The 24,458-nt window shown below is 73.0% G+C and carries 24 protein-coding genes and 1 other RNA gene; 6 read left to right on the top strand and 19 right to left on the bottom strand.

The window, feature by feature from the left end; all coding sequences use genetic code 11:
* The 6 genes from Q0195_RS02835 to Q0195_RS02860 form a co-directional block, all read right to left on the bottom strand.
* The coding region (locus Q0195_RS02835; protein WP_299274244.1) for a putative T7SS-secreted protein at positions 1-791 on the bottom strand (791 nt) is incomplete at its 3' end.
* Complete coding sequence (locus tag Q0195_RS02840; protein ID WP_299274247.1) at positions 788-1,114, bottom strand: hypothetical protein; 327 nt, start codon at positions 1,112-1,114, stop codon at positions 788-790. The genes Q0195_RS02840 and Q0195_RS02835, both read right to left, overlap by 4 nt.
* Positions 1,115-1,269: 155 nt before the next feature.
* Entirely contained in the window at positions 1,270-1,638 is a 369-nt protein-coding gene (locus Q0195_RS02845) for a S4 domain-containing protein (protein WP_299274249.1), read from the bottom strand.
* Positions 1,639-1,773: 135 nt separating this feature from the next.
* Positions 1,774-2,937: an ABC transporter permease gene (locus tag Q0195_RS02850; RefSeq protein ID WP_299274252.1), complete on the bottom strand. Its 1,164-nt coding sequence runs from the start codon at positions 2,935-2,937 to the stop codon at positions 1,774-1,776.
* Positions 2,934-4,100 (bottom strand): ABC transporter permease, encoded by a 1,167-nt coding sequence (locus Q0195_RS02855; RefSeq protein WP_299274254.1) that lies wholly within the window; start codon positions 4,098-4,100, stop codon positions 2,934-2,936. The genes Q0195_RS02850 and Q0195_RS02855 overlap by 4 nt, the downstream gene beginning before the upstream one ends.
* Before the next feature lies 1 nt (position 4,101).
* Positions 4,102-5,121 carry an ABC transporter ATP-binding protein gene (locus Q0195_RS02860; protein WP_299274257.1) on the bottom strand — a complete coding sequence of 340 codons (1,020 nt, stop codon included), beginning with the start codon at positions 5,119-5,121 and terminating at the stop codon, positions 4,102-4,104.
* A 119-nt stretch (positions 5,122-5,240) separates the two neighbouring features.
* Here Q0195_RS02860 and Q0195_RS02865 point away from each other — a divergent pair, with 119 nt between their 5' ends.
* Positions 5,241-6,632, top strand: coding sequence for an FAD-dependent oxidoreductase (locus Q0195_RS02865; RefSeq protein ID WP_299274260.1), 1,392 nt, complete (start codon positions 5,241-5,243; stop codon positions 6,630-6,632).
* 69 nt (positions 6,633-6,701) lie between these two features.
* Positions 6,702-7,592: a methyltransferase domain-containing protein gene (locus Q0195_RS02870; RefSeq protein WP_299274263.1), complete on the top strand. Its 891-nt coding sequence runs from the start codon at positions 6,702-6,704 to the stop codon at positions 7,590-7,592.
* A gap of 115 nt (positions 7,593-7,707) precedes the next feature.
* Here the strand turns inward: Q0195_RS02870 and Q0195_RS02875 are convergent, their stop codons facing one another.
* From Q0195_RS02875 to Q0195_RS02905, 7 genes are all read right to left on the bottom strand, one after another.
* On the bottom strand, positions 7,708-8,781 hold the full coding sequence (locus Q0195_RS02875) for an ABC transporter ATP-binding protein (protein ID WP_299274264.1): 1,074 nt from the start codon (positions 8,779-8,781) through the stop codon (positions 7,708-7,710).
* A complete protein-coding gene (locus Q0195_RS02880) occupies positions 8,781-9,845 on the bottom strand; it encodes an ABC transporter ATP-binding protein (protein WP_299274267.1) in 1,065 nt (354 codons plus the stop codon). Before Q0195_RS02880 ends, Q0195_RS02875 begins: the two co-directional genes overlap by 1 nt.
* Positions 9,845-10,756 (bottom strand): carbohydrate ABC transporter permease, encoded by a 912-nt coding sequence (locus Q0195_RS02885; protein ID WP_299274269.1) that lies wholly within the window; start codon positions 10,754-10,756, stop codon positions 9,845-9,847. The genes Q0195_RS02880 and Q0195_RS02885 overlap by 1 nt, the downstream gene beginning before the upstream one ends.
* Positions 10,756-11,694 (bottom strand): sugar ABC transporter permease, encoded by a 939-nt coding sequence (locus Q0195_RS02890; RefSeq protein WP_299274271.1) that lies wholly within the window; start codon positions 11,692-11,694, stop codon positions 10,756-10,758. Before Q0195_RS02890 ends, Q0195_RS02885 begins: the two co-directional genes overlap by 1 nt.
* 7 nt (positions 11,695-11,701) lie before the next feature.
* A complete protein-coding gene (locus tag Q0195_RS02895) occupies positions 11,702-13,045 on the bottom strand; it encodes an extracellular solute-binding protein (RefSeq protein ID WP_299274274.1) in 1,344 nt (447 codons plus the stop codon).
* Positions 13,046-13,187: 142 nt separating this feature from the next.
* Positions 13,188-14,669, bottom strand: coding sequence for an NAD-dependent succinate-semialdehyde dehydrogenase (locus tag Q0195_RS02900; RefSeq protein ID WP_299274277.1), 1,482 nt, complete (start codon positions 14,667-14,669; stop codon positions 13,188-13,190).
* Positions 14,666-15,934 (bottom strand): iron-containing alcohol dehydrogenase, encoded by a 1,269-nt coding sequence (locus Q0195_RS02905; RefSeq protein WP_299274280.1) that lies wholly within the window; start codon positions 15,932-15,934, stop codon positions 14,666-14,668. Before Q0195_RS02905 ends, Q0195_RS02900 begins: the two co-directional genes overlap by 4 nt.
* A 167-nt stretch (positions 15,935-16,101) precedes the next feature.
* On the opposite strand from Q0195_RS02905, the gene Q0195_RS02910 reads away from it, so the two are divergent.
* The 3 genes from Q0195_RS02910 (at position 16,102) to Q0195_RS02920 (ending at position 18,350) form a co-directional block, all read left to right on the top strand.
* Positions 16,102-16,827, top strand: coding sequence for a GntR family transcriptional regulator (locus tag Q0195_RS02910; RefSeq protein ID WP_299274283.1), 726 nt, complete (start codon positions 16,102-16,104; stop codon positions 16,825-16,827).
* A gap of 121 nt (positions 16,828-16,948) precedes the next feature.
* A complete protein-coding gene (locus tag Q0195_RS02915; RefSeq protein ID WP_299274286.1) occupies positions 16,949-17,512 on the top strand; it encodes a DJ-1/PfpI family protein in 564 nt (187 codons plus the stop codon).
* Between the two features lie 16 nt (positions 17,513-17,528).
* Positions 17,529-18,350 (top strand): alpha/beta hydrolase, encoded by an 822-nt coding sequence (locus Q0195_RS02920; protein ID WP_299274288.1) that lies wholly within the window; start codon positions 17,529-17,531, stop codon positions 18,348-18,350.
* 104 nt (positions 18,351-18,454) lie between these two features.
* Here the strand turns inward: Q0195_RS02920 and rnpB are convergent.
* From rnpB to Q0195_RS02945, 5 genes are all read right to left on the bottom strand, one after another.
* Positions 18,455-18,837, bottom strand: an RNA gene (gene rnpB / locus Q0195_RS02925) — RNase P RNA component class A.
* 70 nt (positions 18,838-18,907) lie between these two features.
* Complete coding sequence (locus tag Q0195_RS02930; protein WP_299274291.1) at positions 18,908-20,035, bottom strand: histidine phosphatase family protein; 1,128 nt, start codon at positions 20,033-20,035, stop codon at positions 18,908-18,910.
* Positions 20,032-20,769 carry a hypothetical protein gene (locus Q0195_RS02935; RefSeq protein ID WP_299274293.1) on the bottom strand — a complete coding sequence of 246 codons (738 nt, stop codon included), beginning with the start codon at positions 20,767-20,769 and terminating at the stop codon, positions 20,032-20,034. Before Q0195_RS02935 ends, Q0195_RS02930 begins: the two co-directional genes overlap by 4 nt.
* On the bottom strand, positions 20,766-21,950 hold the full coding sequence (locus Q0195_RS02940; protein WP_299274296.1) for a Nif3-like dinuclear metal center hexameric protein: 1,185 nt from the start codon (positions 21,948-21,950) through the stop codon (positions 20,766-20,768). The genes Q0195_RS02935 and Q0195_RS02940 overlap by 4 nt, the downstream gene beginning before the upstream one ends.
* Positions 21,951-22,058: 108 nt before the next feature.
* The gene (locus tag Q0195_RS02945; protein ID WP_299274299.1) at positions 22,059-22,493 is read right to left on the bottom strand and encodes an OsmC family peroxiredoxin; all 435 of its coding nucleotides are present in this window, start codon (positions 22,491-22,493) and stop codon (positions 22,059-22,061) included.
* A 150-nt stretch (positions 22,494-22,643) separates the two neighbouring features.
* Between Q0195_RS02945 and Q0195_RS02950 the strand changes: the two genes are divergently transcribed.
* Positions 22,644-23,633, top strand: coding sequence for an aldo/keto reductase (locus Q0195_RS02950; protein WP_299274302.1), 990 nt, complete (start codon positions 22,644-22,646; stop codon positions 23,631-23,633).
* 106 nt (positions 23,634-23,739) lie between these two features.
* On the opposite strand, the gene Q0195_RS02955 is transcribed toward Q0195_RS02950, so the two are convergent.
* The gene (locus Q0195_RS02955) at positions 23,740-24,429 is read right to left on the bottom strand and encodes a TetR/AcrR family transcriptional regulator (protein WP_299274304.1); all 690 of its coding nucleotides are present in this window, start codon (positions 24,427-24,429) and stop codon (positions 23,740-23,742) included.
* Between the last annotated feature and the right edge of the window lie 29 nt (positions 24,430-24,458).

Below are 24,458 nucleotides of genomic sequence, written 5' to 3' on the forward strand. Positions count from 1 at the left end.
GCGAAGTCCGTCCAGTCCTTGTTGCCGTTCTCGGCGAGCGCGAAGTTGATCGCGGCCGCACCCAGCCCGATGCCCAGCCCGACGAGGACGTTGACACCGGGGATGAACAGTGCGACGACGGCCACGACGGCACCGGCGATCGCCAGCACCTTGGCGATGCCGTCGAGGAGGTCGGCGTGGCGGTTGAGGAACTGTCGCCACGCGGAGTCGTTGAGGTCGTTGACCTCCAGCGCGGCGTCGATCAGCGCCATCGTCGACTCGGCGGCACCGTCGCGGTGGCTGATGGCGGCGGTGAGCGCACTGCGGGCGTCGGAGAGGTCGCCCTGGGCCGAGGACAGGCGCCCGAGGGCGTCCTCGAGGCGCGCCTGCGCGGTGGTCCGGTCACTGTCCTCGACCGCGTACTGGAGGTCGAGCGAGGCACTGGCGACGTCCGCCTCGGCCGCCCACACCCGCTCCCGGGCAGCGACCGCGGCCTCGAGTGCGGACAGCGACATCGCCTGCGCCTCGCGCAGCGGCTCGACGTACCCGGCGAGCGCCTCGGCGGTCTGCGCGTAACGCTCCTCGACGAGGGCGATCTCGTCCGCGACCAGCCGGGCCCGCTCACGGAAGGCGTCGACGGCCTGGCTCTGCTGCCCGTCGGAGGAGGCGATCTCACGCAGGTTGCGGGCGGCGTCGGCGATGACGGTGGCGACCTGGGCCATGTGCACGGCGCCGTCCTGGATCTCGTCCGGCGAGCCCGGGACGGGGTCGACGGACCAGTCCAGCGCGGACCAGTCGCTCGGGCGGCTCACTGGGGCACCGCCCCACCCGAGATGGTGGCCTGGACCTCCGGGTCGAGCGTCAGCTTGTCGGCGAGCAGCTGGTCCAGCTCCTCGAAGGCGAGCCCCACACCGGCGGCGACGTCGGCGAGGCTGCCGATCGTCTCGAGCATCTCCTGGCGGCGGCTCTGCCAGGTGAGTGCGAAGTCGGTGACCTTCCGGGCGAGGCCGGGGTGGCCCACGTGCTCGGCCAGCGCCTCTGCGTCGTGGTCGGCGTACATGAAGGTGTCGACGATCGCTCCCAGCTGCCCACCCGCCTCGACGAGCAGTTCGGTGTCCACCACGAGCTGTCCCATGGTCACCCTTCCGTGCGGTCGGCGGCGGTCGTCGTCCTTTCTACCCCACCTCGGTGACGCGGGACGAACGTCCACCCTGGGGAGAACTCCCCATGGTGTCGGGGGCCGGTCCCCGCGCCGCTGGGTGACCCGCGGACCTCCGGGCGGGTGAAGCGTCAGTACCCGCGCAGGCGGGTGAGCTGGCGCCGTTCCCGCTTCGTGGGCCGGCCGCTGCCGCGCGGCCGCTGCGGCACGGTCGGCTGCTCGACCGTCGGGGGTGGCGGTGGGGTCTCGTCGATCATCGCCTGGGCGGCGACGGCCGCCCCGACCCGCTTGCGCAGCGCCTGGCGCACGACGACGATCCGTTCCCGCGGGCCGCCCGTGACGACGATCCGGGAGCCGGGGCCGACGAGGGTCGCCGGCTTGGCGCGCTCGCCGTCGACCTTGACGTGCCCGCCACGGCAGGCGGCCTGGGCCTGGGTGCGGGTCTTGAACAGGCGCACCGCCCACAGCCAGCTGTCCACGCGCACGGTGTCCTCGGCCATGGTGGGATGCTACGCCTCCGTCCTCCGGTGGGTCGCCCGGTGCGGTCACGGGTCGCCCCTCCGCCCACACCCGGCCGAGCCCGAAGGGCGAGCCACCGGCCGCGGCGTCCTCGGGCACGGCCCCGTGCCGCCCTCCTATATCGCCCGGGCGACGCTGCGGCGCAGCGCCCAGGCGCCGGCGAGGACGAGGACGAGCGCCATGCCGGCGAGCACCCCGAGGTGTGGGGCGATGTCGACCACGCCGCCGGCGTGCCGCTGGATCTCGGCGAAGGCGCGGTACCCCCAGGAGTGCGGGATGACGTTGGCGACGGTGCGCAGGGTGTCGGGGAAGAGCTCGAGGGGGAACATGCAGCCGCCGAGTGCGCCGAGCACGAGACCGACCCCGACCGCGACGCCGTTGGCGGCCCCCTCGTGGTCCATGACCGACCCGAGCAGCATCGCCGCGCCGGTGGCGACGAGCGCGAAGACGGCGAGGACGAGCAGCGCCGGTCCGACGCTGCCGAAGTCGACGTCGAAGAGCAGGACGCTGGCGACCATGATGTAGGCACCCTGGAAGCAGGCGATGACCCACCGGCCGAGCACCTGGCCGAGGATCGCCTGGGCACCGGACACGGGGGCGGCGAGCACCCGTCCCTGGACGCCCAGACGCCGGGACTGGATGAGGGTGACCGCGCTGCCCAGGGTGGACAGGAAGGTGAACAGCAGGAGCATCGTCGCGGCGCTGAGGTCGAACCGGCCCAGCCCGGAGAGCTCCTGGGCCACCTCGTCGACGTCGACGACGTCGAGCTCGACCGGTGCGACGGAGGCGTCCGCGGCCGCCAGCGCGGCGGCGGCCTCACCCTCCGGCACGCCGAGCCCGGTGAGGGCGGTGAGCTGGGCCTGGTCGAGCGACAGGGTCTGCAGTGCCGTCCGCACCACCTGGCTCGCGGCCTGGGAGGCGGCCCCGGAGGCGGTGATCATCTCCACCTCCGCGGGCTCGCCGGCCGCGTAGGCCTGCTCGGCCGCCTCGCTCACGACGAGCCCGACGTCCGCCCGGCCGCGGGCGACCTGCTGGCGCATCGCCTCGGCGTCGGCGGCGCTCACGGCGGCGCCGAGCTCGTCGAGCTCGGCGGACAGCGCGGTGCGCAGCTCACCGTCGGTACCGCTGAGCACCACCCGGCCCGAGCTGCCCCCGCCGCCGAACTGCAGGCCGATGACGACGACGAGCAGGAGCGGGAAGATGAGGACGAAGAAGATGTTCGACCGGTCGCGCAGGAAGCGACGCAGCTCGGTCCCGGCGATCGCCGCCACCGCCGTCATGCCGCCACCCCCCGGTCGGGGACGAGCCGGGACACGACGGTGCACACGACGGTGAAGGCGAGCATCATGCCGAGCGGTGCCGCGACGTCGGCCGGCCCCCCGCCGCCGGAGCTGATCCCCAGGCCGCGGCTGAAGGCGGCGGTGGGGTTGATGTCGAGCAGGGTGCCGGCCACGCCGGTCGCCGCGACCGGGAAGAAGGCGCCGCCGGCGACACCGAGGACGATGGCGAGGATCGCCTGCGCCACGCCGGCCTGCTCGGAGGTCCGGGCGACCCGGACGACGATGAAGCTCAGCGACGTGGCGGCCGCGACGACGACGAGGACGAGTGCGGCGACGGTGAGCGGGGAACCGAAGTCGACGTCGAAGAACACCGAGCCGGCGACGAGGAGGACGACGGTGGCGAGCACACCCAGGACGTAGCTCGACACCGCCTTGGCGGCGACGATGAGCCCCGGCCGCATCGGCATCGACTGCAGCCGGGCGAGGGTGCCCTGCTCCCGTTCGTTGATGATCGCGAGCACCCCGAAGCCGACGGTGAACAGGAGGAACAGGCCGGCCTGGCCGGCGACCATGGTGGCACCGGGGTCGAGCTGCTCGGAGGCGGTGCGGCCCTCGACGGTGGTGACGACCGGCGGCGCCTGGGCGACCTCCTGGGCGAGGCGCCCGAGCGCTGCCGGGTCGAGGCCGAGCTCGGCGCCCGCCGTCGCGGCGACCGTCCCGGCGGTCATGCGGTCGGTGACCCCGCGGACCACCGAGATGAGGATGTCGGTCTCCAGGCCCGCGCCGTCGCCCTCGACGATGTCGACGGTCGCGCCCTGGCCGGAGGTGACAGCGGCCCCGAAGCCCGGTGGGACGACGATGCCGAGCTGTGCCTCGCCCGCCTCCGCGCGGGGCCGGACCTCCTCGGCGGCCACGCGCTCGACGGTGACGTCGAGCCCCTCCACCTCGGTGAGCACCCCGACGAGGGCCTGGCCCAGCTCGTCGTCGCCGGCGACGGCGGCGGCCACGGTGACCTCACCGAGGTCGACCTGCTCCATGTCCCCGAAGACGAGGTCGAGGACGAACATGAGCGCGATGGGCACGACGATGCCGAAGACGAGGACCGACCGGTCGCGCACCCGCTGGCGCACGTCGGCGGCCGCCATGGTGAGGAGCTGGCGCATGTCAGTCCCGCAGCGCCTTGCCGGTGAGGTGGAGGAAGACCGACTCCAGGTCGGGTCGGGAGATCTCGACGTCGGCGAGCTCCATGCCGGCCCGCCCCGCCGTCGTGACCACGGCGGCCACGGCGGTGGGGGCCTCCCGGACGTGGAGCAGGAGCTCGCTGCCCTCGACGACGGCACGCTCGACGACGGGCAGGGTCTGGAGCATCGACGCAGCGGCCGGGAGGTCACCGGTGCCACGCAGGCGGATCTCGTCGAGCTCGCCGACGATCCGGATGAGCTCCTCGCGGCTGCCCTCGGCCTGGATCCGGCCGGCGTCGATGATGCCGATGCGGTCGCAGAGCCGCTCGGCCTCCTCCATGTAGTGGGTGGTGTAGAGCACCGCCATGCCCTCGACGGACAGCGCCTCGACCGACTCGAGGATGGCGTTGCGCGACTGCGGGTCGACGCCGACGGTGGGCTCGTCGAGGATGAGCAGCTCGGGCCGGTGGAGCAGCCCGATGCCGATGTTGAGACGGCGCTTCATCCCGCCGGAGAACTCCTTGGTCGGGTCCTTGGCGCGGTCGGCCAGCCCGATGAGCTCGAGGACCTCGGCGGTGCGCTGCCGCAGCTCGGCGCCCCGCAGCCCGTGCAGCCGGCCGAAGAACAGCAGGTTCTCCCGGGCGCTGAGCTCGGGGTAGATGGCCAGGTCCTGCGGGACGAGCCCGAGCCGCCGCTTCGGCGCGACCTCCCGCGGCCCCATCCGCTGCCCGGCCACACGCACCTCCCCCGCGTCCGGGGCGAGCAGCCCGGCCACCATGGAGATCGTCGTCGTCTTGCCCGCGCCGTTGGGGCCGAGGAGCCCGTAGGTCTCACCCGGGGCGATGTGGAAGGACACGCCGTCGACGGCGGTGAGGTCGCCGAAGCGTCTGACGAGTCCGGCCACCTCCAGGACGGCGTTCGTGCTGGGACGGTCTGCGGTGCGGATGCCGGCGCTGCCGCTCGTCACCTCGGCTCCTGACGTCGGGAGGGTTGTGCGAGACATCGTGGCACAGGACGGTGAGCGGACGGGAGGGCTTTCCGTCTCCGCCGCCGCGGATGCGTCCGTCGGCCGCGTGGCGCACGCTGACGACGGTGGGGCCGGCGTGGCGGAAGGAGAGCACCGTGGAGGTCGAGGAGGTCGACCTGCTCGTCATCGGTGGGGGCAAGGCCGGCAAGTCGCTGGCGATGGACCGCGCCAGGGCGGGCTGGGACGTCGTCATGGTGGAGCGGGACAAGATCGGGGGCACGTGCATCAACGTCGCCTGCATCCCGACGAAGTCGCTCGTGGAGTCGGCGCGGGCGCTGCTCTCCGCCCGGCAGGCGGGCGACCTGGGCGTGGCGGTGGTGCGCCGGCCGGAGGTGGACCTGGACCGGCTGCGGGCGCACAAGGAGGGCGTGGTGGCCGGCATGGTCGACGCCCACACCCGGATGTTCGCCGACGCCGGGATGGACTTCGTCCTCGGCACCGCCCGGTTCGTCGCGCCCCGGACGGTGGAGGTCACCGCCCGGGACGGCGGTCGCCGGACGGTGCGCGCCCGGGACGTCGTCGTCAACACCGGCACCGCACCGGCCCTGCCGGACCTGCCCGGTATCACGGAGGCGGGAGTGCTGACCTCCGAGTCGATCCTCCGCCTCGCCCGTGTGCCGGGGTCCCTGCTCGTGCTCGGCGGCGGCTACGTCGGCTGCGAGTTCGCCGCCATGTTCACGGCGTTCGGCACCCGGGTGACGCTGCTCCAGGGCGGCCCGCAGCTGCTCGCGCGCGAGGACCCGGACGTCGCGGCGGACGTCGCCCGGGTGCTCACCGACCAGGGGGTCGACGTCCGGCTCGGGTCGCGTGCGGAGGCGGTGCGGCGGGACGGGCCGGAGGTCGTCCTCACGCTCGCCGACGGCACCGAGGTCCGCGGCGACGACCTCCTCGTGGCCACCGGCCGGGTCCCGGTCACCGACGACCTGGCCGCCGACGCCGCCGGGGTGCGGCTCGACGACCGGGGCTTCGTCGTCGTCGACGACCACCTGCGCACGAGCGCCGAGCACGTGTGGGCGGCGGGCGACGTGGCCGGCAGCCCGCAGTTCACGCACGCCTCCTGGCACGACTTCCGCATCCTGCGGGCCAACCTCACCGGCGGAGAGGCCACGACCACCGGCCGGCTCGTGCCCTACACCGTGTTCGTCACCCCCGAGCTCGCCCGCGTCGGGCTCACCGAGACACAGGCCCGCGAGCGGGGCCTCGACGTCGCCGTGGCGCGGCTCCCGGTGGCCGCCATCCCGCGGGCGAAGACCGTGCACGACACCGTCGGCACGTGGAAGGCGGTGGTCGACCGCGCTACCGACCGCATCCTCGGGGTCGCGCTGCTCGGTCTCGGCTCCGGGGAGGTGGTCACCGCCGTCCAGCTGGCGATGCTCGGCGGGCTGACCTGGCCGGAGGTCCGCGACGCCGTCATCACCCACCCGACGATGGGCGAGGGTCTCAACCTGCTCTTCGACACGCTCGGCTGGAACGGGTCCGAGGGGTAGGCGTCCCCGAGGGCTGGGCCGGGGCAATGACCTCGCCCCCGGGCGGGGCCGGGCCGTAGTCTCCGGCGGGTGAGCCCCACACCACCGGACCGGATCGAGCCCGGCACCGACGTCGTCGTCGACCCCCACGAGGCGCTGCGCGCCAACCGCGCCAACTGGGACGACCGCGCCGACATCCACGCGGAGTCGGCGATGTACGACCTCGCGGGCTTCGTCGCCGACCCCGAGGCGCTGAGCAGCGTCGTCCGTGAGGACCTCACCCTCCTGGGGCCGCATCTGCCCGGCGGCACCGTCGCCGGGCTGGACGTGGTCCACCTCCAGTGCCACATCGGCACGGACACCCTGTCGCTGGCCAGGCTCGGTGCCCGCGTCACCGGGGTGGACCTGTCCCCACGCAGCCTGGAGATCGCCCGCGACCTCGCCCGCCGGTGCAGGCTGGAGGCGACGTTCGTCGAGGCGGACGCGCAGCATGCCGCCGACGCCGTCGCCGGCGACGTCGACCTCGTGTACACGAGCATCGGGGTGGTCACCTGGCTGCCCGACCTCACGGCCTGGGCCGGCAGCATCGCGCGGCTGCTGCGACCGGGTGGCACCTTCTACATCCGCGACGGCCACCCGATGCTCTACACGCTCGACGACATGCGCTCCGACGTCCTGGCCGTCCGCTACCGCTACTTCCCCACCGGTGAGGCGGAGATGTGGCAGGACCCCACGAGCTACACCGGCGAGGACCGGCGGCTCGCCCACCCGCGCACGTACGAGTGGCCGCACTCGCTCGCCGAGATCCTCGGGGCGCTGCTCGGTGCCGGACTGCGGGTGACGAGCGTCGGGGAGCAGCAGACGGTGCCGTGGCAGGCCCACCCGCTCATGGAGCCGGTCGGTGAGAGCTGGGCGTTCCCCGAGCCGATGCGCCAGTGGGTGCCCACCACCTACAGCATCACCGCGGTGAAGGACCACTGAGCCCGGACCGGGCCGGGCGGAGCCGCAAGCCCCTGGCCGGGCGGCCGTCCTTCCCGGCCGGCCGTCCGGCCTCCCTGCGCACCCCTCCCCCACGGGGGTCGGGCCAGACCTCCTCCTAGCGCACGGCAGACAGCGTCAGCCCGGTGTCCGCGTCGAACAGGTGCACCCGGTCCAGGTCGACGGTGACGGCGATGCGCTGCCCCGGTGTGCCGGTGACGGTCGGGCGTGCCTTGACCTTGAGCATCTCCCTGCCCATCTTGACGTCGACCACGGTGCGGTCACCGAGCGGTTCGAGCCCGTAGAGCTCCCCGGTGAGCACCGTGTCGCCGCGTGCCTCCACGGACAGGTCCTCGGCGCGCACCCCGAGCAGCAGCGGACGGCGGTCCTCGGCCGTGGCCCACCGTGGCCGCGGGAGCGTCCAGCCCTCCGCCCCGACGAGCCGGTCCCCCTCGGCGTGGCAGGCGAGTAGGCTGATCCGCGGACTCCCGACGAAGCCGGCGACCCACTGGTTGGCCGGGCGGTCGTACACCTCTGTCGGGGTCCCGACCTGCTGCACCGTGCCCTCCCGGAGCACCGCCACCTGGTCCGCCATGGACAGCGCCTCGACCTGGTCGTTCGTCACGTAGATGAAGGTCGCGCCGAGGCTGCGGTGGATCCGGGTGAGCTCGGTGCGCATCTCGACCCGGAGCTTGAGGTCGAGGTTCGTCAGCGGCTCGTCCATGAGGAACGCCCGCGGCGTGCGGACCAGCGCCCGCGCCAGCGCCACGCGCTGCATCTCACCGCCCGACAGCTGGGCGGGACGGCGCTCGAGCAACCGCTCGATGTGCAGCAGGCCCGCGACCTTCGTGACGGCGGCGGTGATCTCCTCGGCCGAGGCGTTGCGGGCGCGCAGCGGCGAGGCGATGTTCTCGAAGACCGTCTTGCGCGGGTAGAGGGCGTAGTTCTGGAACACCATCGCGAGGTCGCGCGCGGCCGGGCTGTCCCCCGTTGCGTCACGGCCGTCGAGGTGCACCGAGCCGGCGTCCAGCTGCTCCAGCCCGGCGATCGCCCGCAGTGTCGTCGTCTTGCCCGCACCGGACGGCCCCAGCACCACGAAGAAGGAGCCGTCGGGCACCTCCAGGGTCACCCCGTCGAGCGCCTGCACCTCACCGAAGGACTTGCGCAGCCCGTAGGCAGCCACCGTTCCCATCAGGCCACCAGCTCTCCCGTGCTCGGGTCGTAGACCGGCGGGGTGCTGCCGATGTGCCGTAGACCCACCGGCGCATCGGGCTCGAACCGGATGGTCGGAGGCATCCGCACGCGGACGTCTCCCTCCCCGCTGGCCACGACGTAGATGATCTCGTCCCCCAGGATCTCTGCGGACACCACGCGCCCGGGGACCGTCCCGCCCTCCCCCGCCGGCGTGACCTCCAGCGCCTCGGGGCGCACCCCCGCGACCAGCGGGCGGTCGCGCCGGAGCCCCGGTGGCGGGGCGAGGGCGAGCCCGCCGGGGGCGCGCAGCCGTCCCTCGGCCACCTCGACCTCGACCAGGTTCATCGGCGGGGAGCCGATGAAGCCCGCGCAGAACAGGCTGGCCGGGCGTTCGTAGACCTCCAGGGGCGTGCCGACCTGTTCCACCCGGCCCTTGTTGAGGATGGCGATGCGGTGCCCGAGGGACATCGCCTCCACCTGGTCGTGGGTGACGTACACCATCGTCGTGCCGAGCTCGGCCTGCATGTGCTTGATCTCCGTGCGGGTGTCCGCCCGGAGCTCGGCGTCGAGGTTGGTGAGCGGCTCGTCCATGAGGAAGGCCTGCGGCCGCCGGACCAACGCCCGGGCGAGCGCGACCCGCTGCTGCTCCCCGCCGGACAGCCGGTTGGGTTTGCGGTCCAGGAGCGGGCCGAGCCGCATCATCCGGGCGGCCTCCTCGACCCGTTCGCGGATCTCCGCCTTGGGCCGCCCCTCGGCACGCAGCGGGAAGGCCAGGTTGTCCCGGACCTTCAGGTGGGGGTAGAGGGCGTAGAACTGGAACACCATGGCGATGTCCCGCTCGGCGGGCGGCAGGTCGTTGACCAGGGTGTCCCCGATGCGGATGTCGCCGGACGTCTGGCGCTCCAGCCCCGCCATGGCCCGCAGCGTCGTCGTCTTGCCGCAGCCGGACGGCCCGAGCATGACGAAGAGCTCGCCGTCGGCGATGGACAGGTCGACGTGCTCGACGGCGACCGTCCCGTCCGGGTACCGCTTGTGCAGGGCGGTGACCTCGATACCGGCCATCAGCGTCGCACCGCCCCGAGTGTCACGCCGGCGACCAGGTGCTTGCGCACGAGGTAGGCGAAGACGAGCACCGGCAGGGCGAACACCACCGCGGAGGCGGCGACCAGTCCCCAGTTCACCGTGGTGCCGCCGATGAGGCCGGCGATGGCGGGTGGTGCGGTCCGGACCTCCGCGCTGGAGGTGAGGAAGATGGCATAGACGAACTCGTTCCACGAGAAGATGAGCGCGAACACGGCCGTCGCGGCGATGCCGGGGACGAGCAGGGGCAGGGTGAACTTCCAGAACGCCTGCAGCCGGGTGTAGCCGTCGAGCATCGCGGCGTCCTCGTACTCCGAGGGCACCTCGTCGACGAAGCCCTTCATCATCCAGATCGTGAACGGCAGGTTGAACGCGGTGTAGACGAGGATGAGGCCGAGCCTGGTATCGATGAGCCCGAGCTGGCGGTACATGAGGAAGATCGGGATGACGACCACCACGGGTGGCATGAAGCGGGTGGAGAGGATGAAGAACAGCTGGTCCCGCTTGCCCTTGACGTTGAAGCGGGAGTAGGCCCACGCCGCGGGCACCCCGAGCAGGGTGGCCAGCGCGGTGGAGGACCCGGCGACCACCACCGAGTTGAGGAACGAGCCGGACAGCTCGGAGCGTCCCCCGCCGGGGGCGACGAAGACGTCCTTGTAGTGCTGCAGGGTGACGTCGAACCCGAAGAACTTCGCCGGGACGGCGTAGATGTCCTCGCCGGTCTTGATGGAGGTCTGGAGGATCCACATGACGGTGAAGAGCGAGCCGCCCAGGAGCACGGCCAGCACCCCCAGCTCGACCGCGGACCGGACCTTGCCGCCGGGCACGCGGCGGGCGCGGGAGGCGTCCGGGGTGGTGGGGCCGGGGACGGCGTCGTCGACGGTGAGCGCCATCAGCCCTCCTTCAGCTTGTTGAGGTAGCGCAGGTAGAACTGCGTCAGGACGATGACGACGATGACCATGAGGATCCCGTACGCGGAGGCGGTCCCGGTGCGGAAGCCGAGGAACGCGACCTTGTAGACGTGGAACGACAGGGTCTCGGTGGACACGCCCGGTCCGCCGTTCGTCAGGACGTAGACGAGGTCGAACTGGCGGAAGGCCTCGATGGCCCGGAAGAGCACCGCGATGAGCAACAGCGGCCACACCATCGGCAGGGTGATGTGGCGGAACCTGAACCACTCCGAGGCCCGGTCGATGGACGCCGCCTCGTAGAGGTACTTCGGTACCGCGGTCAGCCCGGCGAGCGCGATGAGCATGATGAACGGTGTCCACTGCCAGGTGTCGACGAGGATGAGGGAGAACAGCGCCGTCCGCTGCCGGGTGAGCCACTCCACCGGCTCGAGACCGAGCGAGACCAGCAGGCTGTTGACCACGCCGAACTGCGCGTCGAGCATGAACCGCCAGAACAGCCCCACGACGACCGGCGACAGCATCATCGGGACGAGGAACAGCGTGGTCAGCAGGCCGCGCCCGCGCGTGCGCCGGGAGATGAGGTAGGCGATGGCGAAGCCCAGGACGGTCTGCAGGAGCACCGCCCCGGCCACGAACACCGTCGTGGTGAGTGCTCGTGTCCGCACCTCCGCCGAGGTCAGGACGTCGGCGTAGTTCTGCAGCCCGACGAAGCTGCCGGGCACGCTGCTCGTCGCCGAGTAGTCGGTGAACGACAGGTACAGGGCCCACAGCAGCGGGAAGACCGACATGCCGAGCAGCAGGAGCATCGCCGGGGAGATGAAGGCCAGGGCGAGTCCGCGGTCACGCAGGCGGGGGGACCGCCCCGGTGCAGGCGGCCGGGGGGCTGCCACCTGCACCGGGGTGTCGATCGACTTCGTCATGCTCATCTCACAGCCCGCCGCTGCCGTCGAGGACGGCCTGCTGCTCCCTGGCGATGTCGTCGAGCGCCGTCTGCGGGTCCTTGGCCCCGTTGAGGGCCGCGTTGACATTGGTGTTCTCGATGTCGATGAGGCGCGCGTACTCCGGGACGTTCCACATGTCCCGCTGACGTGAGACGGAGTCGGTGTAGACCTGGTTGAACGGTCCGGCCTCGAGGAACTCGGGGGAGTTCAGGGCGTCGGTGCGGGACGGCACGCCGCCGGCCGCGGCCCACTTCTTCTGGATCTCCTCCTGCTCGAACCAGCGCATGAAGTTCAGCGCTTCCGCCACCCGGTCCTCCGGGGCGTAGGCGGAGATGTGCATCCCCATGCCGCCGAGCGGCACGAGGTCCGTCTCCTGCGTCGGCAGGGTGGCGAAGCCGAGCTTGTCGAGGATCTCCTCGCGGGTGTCGCCGAGCGACGACTGCGTCGGGTCCAGCAGGCCACCGCTCGCTGCGATCCAGTTGAACGCGATGCACGCGGTGCCCTGGGAGACGGCGGCGTTGACCTCGTCGAGGAACCAGTTGCCGGAACCCGGGGCGGTGAGCGGCTTCATCTCGTTGACGAGGACGTCCATCGCCTTGCGCCCGGCCTCGTCGTTGATGACGCCCTCGATCTTGCGCTCCTCCTGGATCCAGAGGTTGCCGCCGTACAGGGCGTTGACGGTGTTGTAGGTGACCGCCGCGGCGTCGGAGCCGTTGGCCTGGTGGAAGGCCAGCCCGTAGACGCCGGGGTTCTCCTCCTGGCACTGGCGGGCGGCCTCGATCATGTCGTCCCAGGTCTCGGGGGGCTCCTCACCGATGAGGTCCTTGCGGTAGATCATCGTCCACGTGTCGCCGAGCAGCGGCAGGCCGTACAGGCGGGCGTTCTCGTCCCGCTGGCCCGTCTCGGCCTGGGGGTACTGGCCGTAGGCGGCGAGGAGGTACGGGTCGTAGGCGTCGGTCTCGATGTTCTCGTTGATGAAGTCGGTGATGTCGAGGATGTTGCCGTTCGTCACGGCCTCGCCGATGTGCTGGGAGTCGAGGACGGCGATGTCGAAGTCCGTCTGCCGGGCGGCGAACTGGGTGAACATCGCGTCGTGCCAGTTCGCGTTCGGCACGGTGTTGACCTTGATGGTCACGTTCGGCCGCTCCTTGGTGTACTCCTCGTTGGCGAAGTCCTCGAGGAGCTGGGCGGGCGGCCACTCGAACCAGATGAAGCTGAGCTCCAGGGGCTCGTCGGTGAGCTCGGGGATGGTCGCGGGGGCCGCAGGACCCTGTGCCTCCCCGTTGTCGTCGTCACCTTCGGCGCCGCCGCTGCAGGCCGCCAGGGTCATGGCGACGAGCGTGGCCGTGGCCGCCGTCCTCACCCTGCGGCCGTGGCGAGAGCTCCGTCGGTCTCGCGTCGTGTTCCTCATCTGTTCTCCTGCTTCCTAGGTGGGGGGTGGGCTGAACCTCGTGCTGACTTGCCGGCCGACGTCACCAGGACGTCGCGATGTACTGGGTCTCCATGAACTCGAGCAGTCCCTCCGTGCTCCCCTCGCGGCCCAGCCCGCTCTGCTTGGTGCCGCCGAAGGGTGCGGCCGGGTCCGAGACGAGACCTCGGTTCAGGCCGACCATGCCGCTGTCGATGCTCTCCGCGAGCCGCAGCCCGCGCGCGAGGTCACCGGTGTAGAGGTAACTGACCAGGCCGTACTCGGTGTCGTTGACCATCGCCGTCACGTCCTCCTCTCGTTCGAAGCGGACCACGGGGGCCACCGGTCCGAAGATCTCCTCGTGGAGCAGGCGGGCGTCCGGCGGCACGTCGACGAGCACCGTCGGGGGATAGAAGGAGCCCGGCCCCGAGCTGGGACGCGCGCCCCCCAGGGCGGCGCGGGCGCCGCGCTCGAGGGCGTCCTGGACGAGCTCGTCGACCTTGCGCACGGCTCCCTCGTCGATGAGCGGGCCGCACTGGGTGCGCTCGTCGGAGCCCGGGCCGACCCGCAGCGCAGCCATCCGGGCGACGAGGCCCTCGACGAAGGCGTCGTGCACCGGCTCCTGGACGAAGAACCTGTTGGCGGCGGTGCACGCCTGCCCGCCGTTGCGCATCTTGGCCACCATCGCGCCCTCGACCGCCGCGTCGACGTCGGCGTCGGCGAGGACGACGAAGGGGGCGTTGCCACCGAGCTCCATGCCGCACTTGAGCACCTGGTCCGCGGCGCTGCGCAGCAGGCGGCGCCCGACCTCGGTCGACCCGGTGAACGAGAGCATGCGGGTCCGGGGGTCGCTGAGCATCGTCCCCACGACGGGGCCGGGCTCGGTGGTCGTGATCACGTTGAGCACGCCGGGGGGCAGTCCGGCCTCGAGGAGGAGGGATGCCACCGCGAAGGCGGTGAGCGGGGTCGCGGTGGCCGGCTTGAGGATCGCGGTGCACCCGGCCGCCAGGGCCGGGGCGATCTTGCGGGTCGCCATCGCGGCCGGGAAGTTCCACGGGGTGATGAGCACGCTGACGCCGACCGGCCGGTGGGTGACGAGCAGCCGGTTGGCCCCGCTCGGGGAGCGGCCCAGCTGCCCGTGCAGGCGCACCCCCTCCTCGGCGTACCAGCGGAAGAACTCGGCGGCGTAGGTCACCTCGGACCGGGCGTCGGCCGGCGACTTGCCGTTCTCGAGGCTGATGAGCAGGGCGAGCTCCTCGCTGCGCTCGTGCATGAGGTCGAAGACGCGCAGCAGCAGCTCGGCCCGCTCGCGGGGCGCGGTGGCCGCCCATCCGGCCGCCGCGGCGGCTGCCGCGTCCACCGCCGCCTCGGCGTCGCCGACGCCGGCGTCGGCGACCGAGGTCAGCACCTCCCCCGTCGAGGGGTCGCGGACGTCGATCCGTCCCCCGTGCCGGCTGCCGCGCCACTCCCCGGCCACGAGGAGGTCGGTGGGTACGTCGAGGCCGGCGAGGACCGCTCGCATGGACTCGTGCATCGTGACGGTCATCGGGCACCTGCTCTCGGGGTGAGGTCCGTCGGCCCGGGCAGGGTCTGGTGCAGGGCGGCCCGGTCGCCGGTGTACGCCGCGTGGACGATCTGCTCCACGGCGTCGACGTCGAGCGGACGCGGGTTGTTCGCGATGAGCCGCCCGGCCTCGAGGGCCCGTTCGGCCGTCCAGCGCAGCCGGTCCGCGGGCAGCCCGAGATCCGCGAGGGTGCGTGGGATCCCCACCGCGGCGAACAGCTCCGCGACGCGGTCTATGGCCTCGTCGGCCAGCTCCTCCTCGGACGCCTCCGCCGAGGCCCCCATCGCCCGGGCGATGGTGGCCAGCTCCGGGATGCGCACCGGCCGGTTGAACTCCATGACGTAGGGCAGCAGGACCCCCACCCCGAGCCCGTGGGGGGTGCTCGTCAGGGCGCCGACCGGGTACTGGATGGCGTGCGCCGCCGCCGTGCCGGCCGTGCCGAGGGCGAACCCGCCGGCGGTGGCCCCGAGCATCATCGACTCGCGGGCATCCATGTCCTCCGGGTCCGACCAGGCACGTCGCAGGCTGCCCGCGATGCGCCGGACGGCCATGAGGGCGTAGGTGTCCGTGAGCTCGTTCTTGCCGACGAAGACCCGCTCCGTCGCCAGGTCGGTGGCGGTCGGGCGGCGGATGGCGGTGAAGGCCTCGATGCCGTGCGACAGGGCGTCGGCGCCCGCGCTGGCCGTGAGGGCCGGTGGGCACCCGGTGGTGAGCTCCGGGTCGCAGACGGCCGTGTGCGGGATGAGGTAGGGGCTGGAGATGCCCACCTTGCTCACCCGCTCGGGATCGGTGAGGACGGCCACGGGCGTGACCTCCGACCCGGTCCCGGCGGTGGTCGGCAGCGCCACGACCGGCAGGACCGGCCCGGGGACGCGCGACTCGCCGTAGTAGTCCGACGGCTCACCGCCGTGCGTGAGGAGCACCGCCACCGCCTTGGCGAGGTCGAGGCAGCTGCCGCCGCCCATGCCGATGACGACGTCCGGCGCAGCGTCCGCGGCGAGCGCGGCGCACCGGGTGACCTGGTGCGCCGGGACGTCCGGCAGCGCCTCGGCGTAGACCGTCACCTCCACACCCTCTCCCTCGAGCAGCGTGACGAGCTCGGTGAACTCGGCCGTCGCTCCGAAGCGGGCGTCGGTACAGACCAGGGCGCGGGAGCCGAGGGACGCGGTCAGCGTGCCCAGGGCGTGTCGCTGACCGGTGCCGAACACGACCTGCCGAGGTCCACGCAGGACGCCGAGCATGTTCATGGGTTCTCCTGGGGTAGGCGGTTGGGCGGGGCCGGCGGACAGGTACGCGACAATGCGGAGGAGGTGAGGCGGCTCTTTCCGATACGATCCGATTTCGGGTGATCATGGAGTAGACGGGCAGCCCCTGTCAACCATCACCAAGCACGAGAAGGAAGAAGGACCAGTCTGTGGACGACGCGATGATCGACCGTGGGACCCGCCGCACGCATCCGAACGGGAGACCCCACCGACGGCTCGCCGACGAGGTGTACGACACGCTGCTCCGTCAGCTCATGTCGTCGCACATCGTGCCCGACTCCCGCGTCACCATCGACGCCCTGGCGCGGGAGCTCGGGGTCTCCCAGACGCCGATCCGCGACGCGCTGAACCGGATGGAGGCCGACGGGCTGGTGGTCCGCGTGCCGAACGCGGGGTACCGGATCCCGCCCCAGATCACCCGCGAGCGGTTCGAGGACATGGTCGAGATCCGCCTGCTCCTGGAGCCGGCAGCCGCCCGTCGCGCAGCCGAACGCGCCACGTTGTCGCAGGTCGACGAGCTGCGACGGCTGCTCGACGAGATGGCCGCGCTGGAGGAAGGCCCCGGGCCCACGACCTACGGCGCGTTCGGCCTGCGCGACGCCGCCTTCCACGACCTCGTCGCGAAGAGCGCGGGCAACGAGCTCATCCGCGAGGCGCTCGCCCGGCTGCACACGCACGTCCACCTGTTCCGGCTGGTCTACGACACCCAGGTCACCAACCTGGCGATGGGCGAGCACGCCGAGATCCTCGCCGGTATCGCGGCGCGCGACCCCGACATGGCCGCCTACGCCATGCGCCGGCACATCCTGCTCTCGGGTGAGCGGTTCCGCCCGCTGTTCGACAAGGCTCCGCAGGCCGAACGCTCCGGGGCTTGACGGCAAGGACCGAGGGGCGCAATCCTTACCTGACCGACCTGAATCGGATCGGATCGGATCAGGTCTCGGCCCGGTCCTGCGGGTCGCGAACCGCCCCAACGACGAGTGCGAGGAGATCGAGGTGCCCAGAGCGTTGCTCCTGACCGGCGATGCTGCCGAGGAGCTTGACACCATGTACCCCTACTACCGCGTGCAGGAGGGCGGGTGGGACGTCGACGTCTCGTCGAAGACGATGCGCGACGTGCAGCTCGTCATCCACGAGTTCGACCCCGACTGCGACGCGTACGTCGAGAAGCTCGGCCGCAAGCTCCCGGTCGACGTGCCCTGGGAGGACGTCGACGTCGAGCTCTACGACGCGCTCATCATCCCCGGGGGCCGCGCCCCGGAGTGGATCCGCACGGACGACCACGTACGCCGCATCACCGAGCACTTCTTCGCCCGGAACCTGCCGATCGCCCTGATCTGCCACGGCGCGCAGGTACCGGCGGTGTACGGGCTGCTCAAGGGTCGCAAGACGGCATGCTTCCCACCGATCACCGGCGACATGGAGAACGCGGGCGCCACGGTCATCGACGCCCCGGACGTCGTGGACGGCAACCTCGTCTCCTGCCGCGGCTGGCCGGACATGCCGCAGTTCGGTCGGGTGATGATGGAGGTCTTCTCCACGTCGCTCGTCAACGCCTGACGTGCCCGATCCCCCGGTGAGGGCAGCACGCACCGTCGTCGTCGACGGCTCGCCGGTCCGGGTGGTCGAGGGCGGCACCGGCCCCGCGGTGCTGCTGCTCCACGGCTCCGGACCCGGAACCACCGGGTCCGGAGCCTGGGCGACCACCATCGAGGCGCTCGCGGGGTCGTGGCATCTGGTGGCGCCCGACCAGGCCGGCTTCGGCGGCACCCCCCTCCCGCCGGGCTCGCGCGGCGGGCTGCGGACGTGGACGGAGCGGGCCGCTGCCCTGATGGACGCCCTCGGGCACAGCTCCTACGCCGTCGTCGGCCACTCCATGGGCGGGGCGGTCGCCCTGGCGCTGGCGGCTGCGCGCCCCGGACAGGTCACCCACGTCGTGCCCGTCTCGACGATGGGCGCCCCCGGAGCGCCGCTGTCGCCGGCGCTCGACGCCGTGTGGGCGGCCCCCGCCACCGAGGAGGGCGCGCGGGACATGCTCAGCCGCCTCGTGCTGGACCGGTCGCTCGTCACCGAGTCGGCCGTCGCCGCCCGGACCGCGGCGATGCAGGCCGGCGCGGCCGCGTTCGCCGACCTCTTCCAGCCGCCCCGGGCACGGTGGGTGCAGGACCTCACCCTGCCCGCGCAGACGTTGGCGGCTGTGCGCGCACCGGTGCTGCTGGTCCACGGCGCCCAGGACGGCGTCACTCCGCTGCGCGAGGCGGCGCTGCCGCTGCTCGACCACCTCGCCGACGTCCGCCTGTACGTCCTCGGGCGTTGCGGGCACGCGCCACCGGTCGAGCACCCGCGCGAGTTCCAGCGCCTGCTGGCGGAGTTCCTGCGCCGGCCGGTGGGGGGATGAGTCGGCCGGTACGCCGCGTTCGCGTGGCCGTGGTCCAAGGATGGTCCACGGCGGGTCGCGGCCCTTCCTCCGTGGGACGTTTCTGCAGGTCAGAGGCTTATAGGCGGATGAGTCGGCCGGTACGCCGGGTTCTGTCCCACGGCCCCGTCACCGGGGCCGCGGTGGCGGCCATCCATCTAGGACGCACGTTGCCGTGCGCCTCGAGCGACCTACCCGCAGGCATCGGGCGAGCAGCCCTCGAGCGCCTGCTGTCTGGTCTTGCTCCGGGTGGGGTTTACCGAGCCGCGCCGGTCACCCGACGCGCTGGTGGTCTCTTACACCACCCTTTCACCCTTACCGCCGCGGTCCGGGGACTGCGGCGGCGGTCTGCTTTCTGTGGCACTTTCCCGCGGGTCACCCCGGGTGGGCGTTACCCACCACCCTGCTCTGCGGAGCCCGGACGTTCCTCGTCGCCCCGAAGGGGCGCCGCGACCGCCTGGCCGACTCATCCGCACCTCCAGTCTACCGGCGTGCCGCGACCGGCCGACACGGACGCCGGGAGCGTGCAACTCGTCCGGTCACTCGCGGCCGAGCTGGGCGGGGCACCCCATCGCGTGGACCTCCCCCCGGCCGCGCCAGCGTCGCACGACGCTCACCGTGCCCGGCGCGATGCGGAAGACGTCCCACGCCTCGGGCGGGGCCTCGACGACGGTGCCGATGATCGCCGCGATGACGTCGGCGTGGGCCGCCACGACGACGGTGCAGCCGCGGCAGCTCTCGTCCAGGCGGGAGAGCGCCCGCTCCACCCGCGCCGCGAGGTGGGCCCGCTCCTCCCCCGGCTGTGCCGGGGCGAAGTCGTCGTCGACGGTGGGCACGCCGAGGCCGGCGACCTCGCTGATGAGCTCGGCCGTCTGCTGCGCCCGCACGAGCGGCGAGGCCAGCAGCAGGCTGGGCGGCGCCAGGTGGGGCCACAGACCGTCGCCGATCTGGTCGACCACCGCGGCCGCCGCGCCGGCGAGCTCCACCCCCTGCTCGGTGAGCTCGGGGTCCCCGCCCCGCTCCCGCGGTGCCACGCCCGGGCTGACGAGGACGAGGGTGACGGCGTCCGGGTCGGACAGTGACGGTGCGTTGGTGTCGACGTCCGGGATCGGGGGGACGTCGTCCGCGTCGTCCTCCGCGTCCACAGGCGCGTCTGCCGGCTCGGCCGGCTCGGCGGTGTAGTCCCGCTCGATCCGTCCGCCACTGTCCATGACGGCGTTCGCCAGGGCGTCCGCCGCACCGTTCTCGGCGCGAGGCACCCAGGTGTACCGGACCTGGCCCGGCGGGAAGATCTCCCGCGCCTCGAGGGCGAGGCGGCGCATGTCGGCGTGCTTGATCTTCCAGTTCCCCGACATTTGCTCGACGACGAGCCGGGAGTCCATCCGGACCTCCACCTGCGCCGTCGGGTCGATCTCGGCCGCCGCCCGCAGCCCGGCGATGAGCCCGCTGTACTCGGCGACGTTGTTCGAGCACACACCGAGGAACTCCGCGCGCTCGGCGAGCACCGTGTCGCCCTCGCGGACCACCGCCCCGTACCCGGCCGGCCCCGGGTTGCCCCGCGAGCCGCCGTCCGCCTCGACGACGAGCACCCGGCCGCTGCGCCCTGCCCGTTGCTGCGGACGCTCGGCCTCGCCGGGCTCGGTGTCGAAGAGGCTGGCCTGGCTCACTTCGGGTCCATCCGGACGATGATGTAGCCGTAGTCCTCGTGCTGGACGACCTGCTCGGGCGGGGCGGAGTGGATCGCGTCGAGCTCGGTGAGCGAGAAGTCGAGCTGAGTGCCCTCCGTGCGCGAGCCGTACAGGGCGATGGCGGCCAGCCCGCCGGTCCGCTCGCGGACCCGGTCGTAGAGCGCCATGAGGCCGGGGTCGATCTCCTCGACGATCGAGCTGCGCTCGGCGGCGATGGAGGCGAGCTCGGCGTCGATGGTGGACCACTCGGCGTCGCGCGCCTCGGTGTGCCGGGCGATGTCGGCGGCGATGGCGGCCTCCTGCCGCTCGAGCTCGGCGAGCCGGCCCTCGGCCTCCTCCAGGCGCTCCATGACCTCGAGCTCGACCTCCTCCAGGTCGGCCTGGCGCCGGGCGAGCTGCTCCAGCTCGGCCTGGAGCGCCTGGGCGTCCTTCGCGGTGACGGCGCCCGAGTCGAGGCGCGACTGGTGGCGGGCGGCGCGTTGACGCACCTGTTCGACGTCGCCCTCGGCCTTGGTCAGCTCCCGCCGGGTGTCGGAGATGGTGGTGCGTTCCTCGACCTGGGCCCGCCGCAGGTCCTCCAGGCGGGCCTCGAGCTCGGCGAGCGTCTCGAGCACGGGCAGGCTGCGGCGCTGGTGGTTGAGCTTGGCGGCACGGGTGTCGAGCGCCTGCACGTCGAGCAGACGGCGCTGGTCGGCCACGGGGGCGGTGGTCACTGGGCGGCTCCCTCGGTGTCGTCGGTACGGCCATTGTCGGGGGCGCCGAGGCGCAGCGTCCACGGGTCGGTGACCGTCCTGCTCACGACGGTCCGGAGTACGGCGCCGGCGGCGCGGGCGTCCTCCTCGAGCCGTGCGGCCGCGACGGGCAGCCAGGGCCACTCGCTGGCCCAGTGCGTGGCGTCGATGAGGTAGGGCGGCCCGGCCTCGAGGGCCTCGGAGGCGGGGTGGTGGCGCAGGTCGGCGGTGAGGTAGACGTCCGCGCCGATCGCGCGGACGGTGCCGAGGAGCGAGTCACCCGACCCACCGCACACGGCGACCGTGCGCACCTCGGCGTCGAGGTCGCCGGCCACGCGGATGCCCTGGGCCGTGGCGGGCAGCACCGCGGCGACGTGCTCGGCGAGCGCGCGCAGGGTGGTCGGGGCGGGCAGGGTGCCGACACGGCCGATCCCGGTCCCCGCGGGCTGAGCGGCGTGCTCGACGACCGAGAACGCGGGCTCCTCGTAGGGGTGCGCGGCGCGCAGCGCGGCGACGACGGCGGCGCGGCGGTGGCGGGGCAGCGTCATCTCCAGGCGGTCCTCGACCACCTCGGTGATCTCACCGCGCTCGCCGATGGTCGGGTTGGCCGCGGCGCCGGCCCGGAAGGTGCCCTGACCGGTGACGGTGAAGGCGCACCGGTCGTACTCGCCGATGGCACCGGCACCCGCCGCGGCGAGGGCGTCGAGGACGCGCGTGGTGTGGTCCTGCGGGACGAAGACGGTCAGCGTGTCGAGCGCGTCGGCGTCGTGCGGGGTCAGCGGCCGCCGGTCGCGCAGGTCGAGCAGGTCGGCGAGCGCGTCGGCCACTCCCCCCCGCGCGGAGTCGGCGTTGGTGTGGGCGGTGTAGAGCGCGCAGCCGGCGCGGATGAGGTCGTGGACGACCCGGCCCTTGGGGGTGTCGGCGGCCACCGTGGTGGTGCCGCGCAGGTAGAGCGGGTGGTGGGTGACGAGGAGGTCGGCGCCGGCGGCGATCGCCTCGTCGGCCACGGCCCGCACCGGGTCCACGGCGAACACGACCTTGCGCACGGGCGCCGCGGGGTCACCCGCCACGAGACCCACGGCGTCCCACCCCTCGGCGGTGCCTGGCGGGTAGCGCTGTTCCAGGAGGCCGACGACGTCGGCGACGGTCAGGATGCTGGCCATCCGCCCAGGCTAGCCCGGTGCGCCGGTGCCCCGGTGCGCAGCCCGCGGGGAGGGCCGCGGCGGCCGGCCCGTCGCTGCCGGGCCGGCCGCCGGTGCGGCCGGTGCGTCTCAGGCGAGCTGGACGTCGGCCAGCGTGATCTCGGTGGCGGCCAGGGCCTTGCTCACCGGGCAGCTCTCCTTGGCCTCGCGGGCCAGCCGCTCGAACGTCTCGGCGTCGAGGCCCTCGACCGTGCCGCGCACGGTGAGCTCGATCCCGGTGATGCCGGTGCCGGCGACGAAGGTCACGGCGGCGCTGGTGTTGAGCTGGGTGGGCGGCGTCCCGTTCTGCTTGAGCATGTTGGAGAACTGCATGGCGTAGCAGGTGGCGTGCGCGGCGGCGATGAGCTCCTCCGGGGTCGTCGTGCCGGCCTGCTCCTCACCGCGCGACTTCCACGCGACGTCGAACGTCGCCTTGCCGGAGGTCTCCAGCGTCGTCGTGCCGGAGCCGGTGAACAGGTCTCCGTTCCACTCGGTGCTCGCCTTGTTGACCACGGGGTTGGGCATGGTGTCTCCTTCTTCGCAGGCAGTGTCGGCCCGACGGGCCGGCGGCGCCCCGGACAGCGCCGTCCTGCTCATCCCACCACACCGTGTCCCGGAGCACACCGGGCGGTCGCACCGCGGTACCGTGAGCGCTCCCACCAGCGAAGGAGAAGGATGCAGTCACGCACCCTGGGCCGCACCGGCCGCACCGTGTCCGTCATCGGGCTGGGGACCTGGCAGCTCGGCGCCGACTGGGGCGACGTGTCCGAGGCCGACGCCCGCGCCGTCCTGGACGCCTCGGTGGAGGGCGGGGTGACCTTCTTCGACACCGCCGACGTCTACGGCGACGGACGCAGCGAGCGGATCATCGGGCAGTGGCTCCGCGACAACCCCGGCAGCGGCGTCACCGTCGCCACCAAGATGGGCCGCCGGCTCCCGCAGGAGACGGCGAACTACTCGATGGAGAACTTCCGCGCCTGGACCGACCGCTCACGGCGCAACCTCGGGGTCGACACCCTCGACCTCGTCCAGCTGCACTGCCCACCGACCGAGGTGTACGGCGTCGACCGCGTCTTCGACGACCTGGACACGCTCGTCACCCAGGGCGTCACCGCGTCCTACGGCGTGAGCGTGGAGCGGGAGGAGGAGGCGCTGGCGGCGATCGCCCGCCCGCACGTCGCCACCGTCCAGATCATCCTCAACGCCTTCCGGCTCAAACCGCTGGAGCGGGTGCTGCCGGCCGCGCAGGAGGCCGGAGTCGGCATCATCGCCCGGGTCCCGCTGGCCAGCGGACTGCTCTCGGGTCGCTACACCCCGAACACGACCTTCGCCCCGGACGACCACCGCAGCTTCAACCGCGACGGCGCCGCCTTCGACGTCGGCGAGACGTTCTCGGGCGTCGACTTCGAGACCGGGATCCGGGCCGCTGCCGAGTTCGCCTCGGTCGCCCGCCGTCTCGTCCCCACCGCGACGACGGCGCAGGTCGCCCTCGCCTGGGTCGCCGCGCAGGACGGCGTCTCCACGGTGATCCCGGGGGCCCGCTCCCCCGAGCAGGCACGCGCCAACGCCGCGGCGGGCACGCTCGAGCTCCCGGCCGACCTCGACGACGCCGTCCGCGCGATCTACGACCGCGAGCTCCGTGAGGCGGTCCACCCCCGCTGGTGAGCGGGCGGGTCGCCGCCTGGCCGCGTCGGCGGGCGGCCTCGTCCGTACCCGCGGTCGGTGGGCTCGTGCAGCCGCAGCCCCTCGTGCACCGGGACGCGCGGGGACCTCACCCGACGCCACGACGGCCGCCGCCGGCGGCGAGCAGCCCGTCGACGAGCGCGGCCAGCCCCTCGCGGTAGGTGTCCCGGGCCTCGTACTCGAGCCAGCGGTCACCGACAGCCGCGAGGGTGGGCACCTGGGACAGGGCCTCCTCCCCGACGGCGAGGAACGGGCCCGGCGCGGCGCCGAGCGGACGCTGCCGCGAGCAGGCCCGGACGAGGATCTCCCCGACCGTGTAGTACCAGACGTGCCGGAAGAGCTCGACGGCCTGCTGCTCCGAGCGGCCCGCCGCCACGGCGGCGGCGACGATCGTCTCGACCGGCCGCAGCGCGCAGAGCCCGAGCCGGCCGAGGAAGCCGTCGACGGTGAGCACCTCTGCGGCCCAGGGCCAGGACGCGAGAGCGTCGTGGACAGCAGTGGCCGCGGCGAGGATCCGGTCGCGGGGACTGTCGGCCGCCGCCGGGAGGTCGATCTGCCCGGCGAGCTCGTCGAGCAGCTGGACGAGGAGGTCCTCGCGGTCGCGGACGTGGCGGTAGAGCGTCGCGGTGCCGATACCGAGCTCGGCGGCGAGCCCGCGCAGCGTCAGGCCGGTGGCGCCGTCCCGGTCGATGATCCGTCGCGCGGCCGCGAGGATCTCGGCGCGGGAGGTGACCGGCGGTCGTCCGGTCCGGCCGCGTCCGGCGGGCGTTCGGGTCACGGTCGATCCCTTCCCGTCGAAAAAGGTGT

It is taken from the genome of uncultured Georgenia sp. (genome assembly GCF_937958535.1).
Lineage (GTDB): Bacteria > Actinomycetota > Actinomycetes > Actinomycetales > Actinomycetaceae > Oceanitalea.

Excerpts from the sequence above, each read along its gene's own strand:
- Q0195_RS02840 (WP_299274247.1), bottom strand. The coding sequence starts at position 1,114 with ATGGGACAGCTCGTGGTGGACACCGAACTGCTCGTCGAGGCGGGTGGG.
- Q0195_RS02845 (WP_299274249.1), bottom strand. The coding sequence starts at position 1,638 with ATGGCCGAGGACACCGTGCGCGTGGACAGCTGGCTGTGGGCGGTGCGC.
- Q0195_RS02850 (WP_299274252.1), bottom strand. The coding sequence starts at position 2,937 with ATGACGGCGGTGGCGGCGATCGCCGGGACCGAGCTGCGTCGCTTCCTG.
- Q0195_RS02855 (WP_299274254.1), bottom strand. The coding sequence starts at position 4,100 with ATGCGCCAGCTCCTCACCATGGCGGCCGCCGACGTGCGCCAGCGGGTG.
- Q0195_RS02860 (WP_299274257.1), bottom strand. The coding sequence starts at position 5,121 with ATGTCTCGCACAACCCTCCCGACGTCAGGAGCCGAGGTGACGAGCGGC.
- Q0195_RS02875 (WP_299274264.1), bottom strand. The coding sequence starts at position 8,781 with ATGGGAACGGTGGCTGCCTACGGGCTGCGCAAGTCCTTCGGTGAGGTG.
- Q0195_RS02880 (WP_299274267.1), bottom strand. The coding sequence starts at position 9,845 with ATGGCCGGTATCGAGGTCACCGCCCTGCACAAGCGGTACCCGGACGGG.
- Q0195_RS02885 (WP_299274269.1), bottom strand. The coding sequence starts at position 10,756 with ATGGCGCTCACCGTCGACGACGCCGTCCCCGGCCCCACCACCCCGGAC.
- Q0195_RS02890 (WP_299274271.1), bottom strand. The coding sequence starts at position 11,694 with ATGACGAAGTCGATCGACACCCCGGTGCAGGTGGCAGCCCCCCGGCCG.
- Q0195_RS02895 (WP_299274274.1), bottom strand. The coding sequence starts at position 13,045 with ATGACCCTGGCGGCCTGCAGCGGCGGCGCCGAAGGTGACGACGACAAC.
- Q0195_RS02900 (WP_299274277.1), bottom strand. The coding sequence starts at position 14,669 with ATGACCGTCACGATGCACGAGTCCATGCGAGCGGTCCTCGCCGGCCTC.
- Q0195_RS02905 (WP_299274280.1), bottom strand. The coding sequence starts at position 15,934 with ATGAACATGCTCGGCGTCCTGCGTGGACCTCGGCAGGTCGTGTTCGGC.
- Q0195_RS02940 (WP_299274296.1), bottom strand. The coding sequence starts at position 21,950 with ATGGCCAGCATCCTGACCGTCGCCGACGTCGTCGGCCTCCTGGAACAG.
- Q0195_RS02945 (WP_299274299.1), bottom strand. The coding sequence starts at position 22,493 with ATGCCCAACCCCGTGGTCAACAAGGCGAGCACCGAGTGGAACGGAGAC.
- Q0195_RS02950 (WP_299274302.1), top strand. The coding sequence starts at position 22,644 with ATGCAGTCACGCACCCTGGGCCGCACCGGCCGCACCGTGTCCGTCATC.